Source organism: Dietzia maris (assembly GCF_014144855.1).
GTDB classification, from domain to species: domain Bacteria; phylum Actinomycetota; class Actinomycetes; order Mycobacteriales; family Mycobacteriaceae; genus Dietzia; species Dietzia kunjamensis.
In genome coordinates this window covers 1-7,839 of the sequence record NZ_JAALDN010000504.1, presented here as the reverse complement: position 1 = coordinate 7,839, position 7,839 = coordinate 1, and the positions used below count along the sequence as shown (strand labels likewise).

Here is a 7,839-nt window from a genome sequence, read left to right as displayed (position 1 = left end):
CACCGCGGCGGTGGCGACCGTCTCCCCGCGCACCACCGCCCCCGTCATCGCCGCGCAGGCCGAGGCCTCTGCCTCCCGGGTCCGGGCCACCCTGCGTCCCGGCACCGTGGTGGTCGCACGGGATGACCACACCGTCCAGGTGGGACTGGCGCCTGACCGCGCGGTGGTGGTCGACGCCCCCGCCACCGTGGGTGCCCGCAGCCTCTCGGCACTACTCCGTGGCCTCGAGGGCGGGGCCCCTCTCGACGACGTCGCCGCGCGCGCTGGAATCGACGCGGCGGGGATGGCGACCGTGGCCCGGATCCTCGTCCACCTGGCCGACCTCGGTCATCTACGACTCGACCCGCCGGAGCCGGGAACGGCCACGGACGCAGACGCGCACGCGACGGGCTCCACTCAGAGGCCCGCGCCGGTGCGACGCGTCCACATCCTGGGGGTCGGCCAGATCTCGGAGGTGCTCCGGGGGCCGCTGTCCGTCAACGGTTGTCGTGTGACCACCGGCCCCACCCCGGGCTTGACACTCGACGCCGAGCGGCCGCCCTGGTTCCGACGGGGCGTGGCCCCTGACCTCGTCATCCTCACCGGCACCGTCTCCGTGGATCCGGTGGTCACCACCGCCCTCGCCCGGTCCGGACAGACGCACATGCACGTGTACTGCCGGGACGGCCGCGTGGTCGTGGGCCCGACCGTGGTGCCGGGGGTCACCCCGTGTCTGCGCTGCACCGACCTGTACCGCGCCCGCCGGGACCCGCGGTGGCCGTTCGTCGCAGCCCAACTCATCGGGCACAGCCCCGAGGCCGCCGTCCCCGCCCTCACCGCCGCCGCAGCCCTGGTGTTGGCGGAGGTCGCCGCCAGCCGTGAACCCCGCACCCGGCTCCAGACCATCGGGGCCACCGTCGAGATCAACCCGTCCGAGGGACTGTGGCGCCGGCTCGAATGGCAGGCCGACGCAGCCTGCGACTGTGGGGCCGCCCCGCATGTCCGTCCTCTGTCATGATTGAAGGCGTGTCCGACCTACCCCGCACCTCGTCCCGCCGCGCAGCACGCCTCGCGGGACTCCCACTGGGCATCGCCGGTCGCGCCGCCGGTTCACTCGGTCGACGCGCCCTCGGGCGGGGGGACGGGGATCTGAGCGAGGAACTGGCCGATCAGGCCGCCGAGCAGGTCTTCGCCGTTCTCGGGGAACTCAAGGGCGGCGCCATGAAGGTCGGCCAGGCCCTCAGCGTGTTCGAGGCCGGGATGCCCGACAAGTACGCCGAGCCGTTCCGGGAGGCCCTCACCAAGCTCCAGGCCGAGGCACCCCCCATGCCCGCCGCCGAGGTGGAGAGAGTCCTCGACACCCAACTCGGGCTGCGCTGGCGTGAACGCTTCGCCGAGTTCGACGGTGACGCCGCCGCGGCCGCCTCCATCGGGCAGGTCCACCGCGCCGTCTGGTCCGACGGTCGGGAGGTGGCCGTCAAGATCCAGTATCCCGGCGCCGATGAGGCCCTCCGCTCGGACCTGCGGCAACTCCGGCGACTGGCTCCCCTGTTCCGGCCGCTCAACCCCGGCACCGACATCAGGGGCATCATCGACGAGCTCTACGACAGCACCGTGAGCGAACTCGACTACCGCGCGGAGGCCGACACCCAGCGGGTGTTCTCGGCCGCCTACCGCGACGATCGCCTCGTCCGGGTGCCCTCCGTGCTGGCCTCGTCGCCCAAGGTGCTGGTCACCGAGTGGGTGGACGGGCGGGCCCTGAGCCGGATCTCCAGCGACGGCACCCCCGCAGAGCGCAACCGGGCCGGCGAGCTCCTCACCGAGTTCCAGTTCAGTTCCCCCACCCGTGCCCGGATGATGCACGGCGATCCCCACCCCGGAAATTTCCTGCTCGCCGATGACGGTCGACTGGTGGTCCTGGACTTCGGCGCGTCGATCCCCCTGCCCGAGGGCGTGCCGGAGGTTCTCACCTCCATGATGCGGCTCGCCCTGGCCGGTGATTCCGATGAACTGGTGCGGTTGATGACCCGGGCCGGATACGTCGGCCGGAACGGCCTCGACCCCGCCGACGCGATGGCGTTCCTGAACCCGTTCATCGAGCCGATGCGCGAGCCTGTTTTCCACTTCAGCCGCGCGTGGATGCAGAGCATCATGTCCGTCTACGGTGACGTGTCGGGGCGGGAGTTCCGGACCTCCCGCTCGTTCACCCTGCCGCGCGAGTACGTCCTGATCCACCGGGTGCTGTCCGCGTCGGTGGGCATGCTGTGCCAACTCGAGGCGTCCGCCCCGTACCGAGAGATCGTGCAGCGCTGGATGCCGGAGATCTTCCCCGACGAGGGCTGACCAGCCCCCGGCTCGGGGATCCTCCCGCGCGGCGCGGGTTCAGGTGGCGCGGATCAGTTTCAGCACGTCGTCGCCGTACTCGCTCAGCTTGTGCGCCCCGATCCCGCCGATCCGGCCCAGTGCGCGGGTGTCGGCGGGCCGCTCCCGGGCGATCTGGGCGAGCGTGTCGTTGGTGAACACCGTGTAGGCGGGTTTGCCGATCCGTTCCGAGGTCTCCTTGCGCCAGTCCCTCAGTCGTTCGAACAGGCCGGTATCGACCTCCACCGAGCATTCCGGGCACAGCCCGAGCGCGCGGTGCATGGGCCCGGTGAGCTTCTCCCCGCACCCGCGGCACCGTCCCTTGTCCGAGGTGTCGGTGGACCCGCGCGGTCCGACCGGGGACTGGGCCGGGCGAACAGGGTCGAGGAAGCGGCTGGGGCGTCGGCTGGCCCGGCCACCGGCGCGTCGACTCCGACTCCACGACACCGTCAGGTGCTCGCGGGCGCGGGTGACGCCCACGTAGAGCAGGCGCCGCTCCTCCTCGATCGCGTCCGGTCCGGCGTTGATCGCGTGGCTGATCGGCAGACTCCCCTCGTGGACCCCGATGAGGAACACCGCATCCCATTCGAGGCCCTTGGCGGCGTGGAAAGACGCCAGCGTCACACCCCGCTCGTCCGGGGCGTGACGTGCCGCCGCCCGTTCTCGAAGCCCCGCGACCACCGGCAGCAGGCCCTCGCGAGCCTCCGCCGTGGCGATCTCCTCCGCGAGACCCACCAGCGAGTTCAGTGAATTCCAGGTCTCCCTGGCCTGGGCACCGGACGGCTCGGCGGCGGTGAGACCGAGGGGCTCGAGCGCCTGCCTGATGACGGCGACGATCTCCGTGGGGTCCGACAGCTGGGAGTACGCCTGCGCCCGCGCCTCGTCCGAGCCGTCGATCAGTCGGTCGATCGCCGACATGGCCCGACGGACCACCGGCCTCTCGAAGAAGCCCTCTCCCCCCTTGAGCCGGTATCCGATCCCGGCCTCGTCCAGGGCCGCCTCGACCCGCTCGGACTGGGCGTTGATGCGGTACAGCACCGCGATCTCCGAAGGGTCCATCCCGCCGTGGACGAGATCGGCGACGGCCCCCGCCACCGCCCCCGCCTCGGCGTCCTCGTCGGGGTACTCGGCGAGGACCGGCTCGGGGCCCGGCGGCCGCATGCCCCGCAGGGTGAGCCCGGCACTGCGGAAACGGCCGCTGCCGGCGCCGATCACTGCATTGGCCAGGTCCACGACCTGGGGCGTGGAGCGGTAGTCGGACTCCAGTCGCACGACGGTGGCACCCGGGTAGCGGTCCGCGAAGCCGAGCAGGAAGTCCGGCTCTGCGCCGGCGAACGAATAGATGGTCTGGTTGACGTCACCGACCACCGTCAGGTCGTCCCTCCTGCCCAGCCACGCGGTGAGCAGCCGCTGTTGGGCCGGCGTGACGTCCTGGAACTCGTCGACGACGAAGCAGCGGTAGCGGTCCCGGAACTCCTCGGCGATCGCCGGGACCTCTTCCACCAGTTCGGCCATGTGGCTCAGGAGATCGTCGAAATCGAGCATCCGGACCGGTCCGGAGACCTTGAGGTCCTCGTACGCCCGGAACGCGCGCGCGACCTCGGGGGCCGGCACCGGCAGGTCGCGACCCAGCGCGACGGCCTGCTCCGCGTACGTGTCCGGGGTGAGCAGGCTGGACTTGGCCCAGCCGATCTCGGTCAGCACGTCCCGGATGGTCTCCGTGGCGGGGTCCAGGCCGACCCGGCGTACCGCCTGGGCGACCGCGCGGAACTGCCCGTCCAACAGCTGCCAGGGTTCCTCGCCGTAGACGCGTGGCCAGAAGTACGACAGGTTCCGCAGGGCGGCCGAGTGGAAGGTCCGGGCCTGTACGGGTCCCGTCCCGGCGTCCGCGACCCCCAGTCCCGCCAACCGCATGCGCAACTCCCCGGCGGCGCGGGCGGTGAACGTCACCGCCAGCACCTGGTCACCGCGGACGTGCCCGGTCGTGACCAGGTGGGCGATACGCCGGGTGATCGTGCGGGTCTTGCCGGTCCCCGCGCCGGCGAGGATGCACACGGGGCCCCGCGGGGCCAGCACGGCACGGCGTTGCTGCGGGTCGAGACCCTCGAGGGCCGACTCCGCACCGTCTCGCCGTCCGCGACCATCTCCCCGTCCGCGCCGCATGTCACTCACGCACCCATCGTGGCATCCGCCTCCGACATCTCGTCCGCGGCCTCCCCCCGGGGATGATTCCCGCGGTCGTGCGCGTTACACCCCGTCATGAGCGATGTGACGACGAACGACAATGCCGGCGCCCTGACCCTGTACACCACCACGTGGTGCCCCTTCTGCACGCGGCTCAAGAAGCTGCTGGACGAGAAGGCGATCGGCTACACCGAGGTCGACGTGGAGGCGGACGCCGATGCCGCCGCTTTCGTCGAGAGCGTGAACGGCGGCAACAGGGTCGTCCCTACGGCGCTGTACTCGGACGGCACCACCGCCACCAATCCCCCGGCCTCGCAGGTGCGCGCCAAGCTCGCCGAACTCGCCGGGGCCTGACGCGCTCGTCCGGGACGGGGGGCGACGCCGGGCACCGGCACCCTCAGGCGTCGGTGTCGCCGTCGACCGCTGCGACCCAGGACTGCAGCATCACGTGCGCGATGGAGACGGCCGGCGCCACCATGAGGTCGCCACGGCCGGCCAGCGCGTCACGGACCCGGTCGACGTCGAACCACGCGGCCTCACTGATCTCCTCGTCCTCGAGCACGATCGGAGCCTCCGGGTCGCCGATGGCGTGGAATGCGACCATGAGGGACCGGGGGAACGGCCAGGGTTGGCTGCCCAGGTAGCGCACGCGGTCGACGACCACGCCCACCTCCTCGGCGACCTCTCGCCGGACGCAGCCCTCCAGGGACTCGCCCGCTTCGACGAAACCGGCGACGTGCGAGTACATGCCCTCGGGCCAGATCGGCTGGCGGGCGAGGAGCACGCGGCGTCCCCCGTCGTGGACCAGGCAGATCACGGCGGGGTCGGTCCGTGGGTACTCGAGGCCCCCGTGGAACGGGTCCTCGATCGCCCATCCGGCGTCGACACGGCGCGGATGGTGGGTGCGTTCGCGTCCGCGGACGTTGTCGCGATGCCACCCGAGTAGGGCCATGGCCTGGGAGGCCAACGACCCGTCACCCTCGACGAGGTCGGCCCCGCACGAGCGGAGCGACGTCACCGCGGGCTCGGCGGGGAGCTCGTCGACCGGGACCGCCCAGATGTGCCGGGCGTCCTCGGTCCTCCCGAGGAACACCGCCTCCTCGGGGAGGGAGTCCGCGAGGTCCAGGGCGGGCTCCAGGCGGATCCGCTGCCGATCACCGCGTGCCGGCTCGATCGCGAACCTGTTGCGACGGTCCACCTTCATCACGCGCGCCGTGGCCCATCCTCTGTTCAACTCATCGGAGTCCTGCCGGAGGGGTGCCGCCCTGTCGGGCGCCGCCACCGAGAGCACCGGATCGGAGTCGAGGGTGAAGTCCATCGGCATCGTGTGGGGTCCTTTTCGCGGTCGTGAGGGGTGCCGATCAGCGTAGCCCGGCCACCTCGGCGTTCCTGCCCTGCCCGTCGCTCAGTCGGCGATCATCCGGATGTAGAGCAACCGGTCACCGCTCTCCAGCGCGTCTGCCTCGGGCTCGTTGACCTTGATGAGCTGTCCCTTGCGCACCACCCCCAGGACGAGTTCGGCCAGGTGCCGGGGTGAGCCTCCTACCTCGGACTCCTCGACCCGTCGTTCGGCGATGGAGAAGCCCTCGTCCGGGGTGAGCAGATCCTCCATCATCCCCACGACCGTCGGCGAATTGGTGGCCAGACCGAGGAGACGTCCGGTGGTCTCGGCGGAGACCACCACGGAGTCTGCGCCGGACTGCTTGAGCAGGTGCTTGTTGTCGCTCTCGCGGACCGTCGCGACGATCTTCGCGTTGGGTGCCAGTTCCCGCGCGGTGAGGGTGACCAGCACGGCCGTGTCGTCCGAGTTGGTGGCCACCACGACGGCGGAGGCGCGGGTGAGGCCGGCCAGTTTGAGGACGTCGGACCGGGTGGCCGAACCGTGGACGGTGACCAGACCGTGGGCGGCCGCGGCCTTGAGTGCCTGGGGGTCGGTGTCGACGACGACGATGTCGTCCGGGGCGGTGTCGTCGGCGAGCATCGCGGCGATGGCGGATTTGCCCTTGGTGCCGTAGCCGACGACGACGGTGTGATTGCGCACGTGGGTTCTCCATCGCTGGATCTTGAAGGCTTGACGGGACTGCTCGGTCAGCACGGCCAGAGTGGTGCCGACGAGCAGGATCAGGAATACGAGGCGAAGCGGGGTGACGACGATGGTGTTGATCAGCCGCGCCTGCTGGGTGATCGGGGTGATGTCTCCGTAACCGGTGGTCGAGAGGGAGACCGTGGCGTAGTAGAAGCAATCGATGAGCGTCAGCTCACCATTCGCTCCGCCGCCACCGGTATAGCCCCCGCGGTCGAACCACACCACCAGCACAGCGATGCACAGGGCGACGACGGCCATCACCACGCGCTTGCCGATCAGCCGCCACGGCGTCTCACTGTTCTCCGGGATGCTCACCACGCCCACGAGCGCGTGGTCGGGGCTCTCGTCCAGCGGGTCGTGGCCACGGAACCGCGATGCCAGTGCGCGCTTCTTCACCATGGGGCTCCGTTTCCGCGACGCGTCCCCCGCGGGGACCGTGCCGTCATCGACATGAATCGTCGCCTATCGCCCGCCGCGGGACAACAACCGACCCCGCCCCGGCCCGTCGGAGAGCAGTCGTGACAGCTCGTCGGCATCCGGCAGATGGGCCGGTTCGATCGTGCGCCCGGAACGCACGTAGTGGAACGCGGCGCGCACGCGGTCGAGCCCCACGGGTCGTCCCAGGCGGGCACTGGCGATCTGGGCCCAGGCGTACCGGTAGACGGCCAGCTGGAGGGCGACGGCGGGCATGTCCCGCTCGGCGGGAACCCGTCCCGTCTTCCAGTCCACGACGATCCACCCCGGGTCGTCGTCGCCGTCGGTGTCCGCGCTGGCGGTGGCGGTGAACACCGCGTCCATCCGTCCGCGCAACAGGTGTTCGCCGAGCCCCACCTCGAAGGGCACCTCGACCGCTGCGGGTGTCATCCGTGCCCATCGGGATGCCTCGAACGCCTCCTGCAGTGCAGTGAGGTCCGCCTCGGACAGTCCGTCGGCCGCGCCCTGGTCGCCGGCGCCGGGCAGGTCGTCGATGTCGAGGAGGTGGGTGGCGCCGAAGCGGTGCTCCAGCCAGAGGTGGAAGCGGGTCCCGCGCCGGGCGAAGCGGTCGGGACGGAACGGGACCGGCCTGCGGAGACGGTCCGCGAACTCCCGGGGGTCGGACGCCAGTGCGACCATCTGCCCCGCGGTGAGCCGGCGGGGCAGGATCACCTCGTCCCGCTGTTCGGCCGCCCGCCGCGCGTCGGCCAGCAGCGGTGCCGCGGCGAGGTGCCAGCGGCGTGCCGGTCCCGATT

7 protein-coding genes are annotated in these 7,839 nt (G+C 71.3%); 3 read left to right on the top strand and 4 right to left on the bottom strand.

Annotated features, from left to right (window positions below; genetic code table 11):
- Together G6024_RS15330 and G6024_RS15325 are read left to right on the top strand one after the other, a co-directional pair.
- The coding region (locus G6024_RS15330; RefSeq protein ID WP_241728321.1) for a hypothetical protein at positions 1–997 on the top strand (997 nt) is incomplete at its 5' end.
- Positions 998–1,005: 8 nt separating this feature from the next.
- Positions 1,006–2,322 (top strand): ABC1 kinase family protein, encoded by a 1,317-nt coding sequence (locus G6024_RS15325; protein WP_154830276.1) that lies wholly within the window; start codon positions 1,006–1,008, stop codon positions 2,320–2,322.
- Between the two features lie 39 nt (positions 2,323–2,361).
- On the opposite strand, the gene G6024_RS15320 is transcribed toward G6024_RS15325, so the two are convergent.
- Positions 2,362–4,503: an ATP-dependent DNA helicase UvrD2 gene (locus G6024_RS15320; protein WP_159149100.1), complete on the bottom strand. Its 2,142-nt coding sequence runs from the start codon at positions 4,501–4,503 to the stop codon at positions 2,362–2,364.
- Between the two features lie 96 nt (positions 4,504–4,599).
- Between G6024_RS15320 and G6024_RS15315 the strand changes: the two genes are divergently transcribed.
- Positions 4,600–4,878, top strand: coding sequence for a mycoredoxin (locus G6024_RS15315; RefSeq protein ID WP_159149099.1), 279 nt, complete (start codon positions 4,600–4,602; stop codon positions 4,876–4,878).
- 43 nt (positions 4,879–4,921) lie between these two features.
- Here the strand turns inward: G6024_RS15315 and nudC are convergent, their stop codons facing one another.
- From nudC to G6024_RS15300, 3 genes are all read right to left on the bottom strand, one after another.
- Positions 4,922–5,848 (bottom strand): NAD(+) diphosphatase, encoded by a 927-nt coding sequence (gene nudC, locus G6024_RS15310; protein ID WP_159149098.1) that lies wholly within the window; start codon positions 5,846–5,848, stop codon positions 4,922–4,924.
- Between the two features lie 81 nt (positions 5,849–5,929).
- A complete protein-coding gene (locus G6024_RS15305; protein ID WP_067712343.1) occupies positions 5,930–7,009 on the bottom strand; it encodes a potassium channel family protein in 1,080 nt (359 codons plus the stop codon).
- Positions 7,010–7,072: 63 nt separating this feature from the next.
- Positions 7,073–7,839: PD-(D/E)XK nuclease family protein (locus G6024_RS15300; RefSeq protein ID WP_182640408.1), on the bottom strand; the 767-nt coding region annotated here is incomplete at its 5' end.

Coding starts and splice junctions, on each gene's coding strand:
- G6024_RS15320 (WP_159149100.1), bottom strand. CDS start 4,503: ATGCGGCGCGGACGGGGAGATGGTCGCGGACGGCGAGACGGTGCGGAG.
- G6024_RS15315 (WP_159149099.1), top strand. CDS start 4,600: ATGAGCGATGTGACGACGAACGACAATGCCGGCGCCCTGACCCTGTAC.
- nudC (WP_159149098.1), bottom strand. CDS start 5,848: ATGCCGATGGACTTCACCCTCGACTCCGATCCGGTGCTCTCGGTGGCG.
- G6024_RS15305 (WP_067712343.1), bottom strand. CDS start 7,009: ATGGTGAAGAAGCGCGCACTGGCATCGCGGTTCCGTGGCCACGACCCG.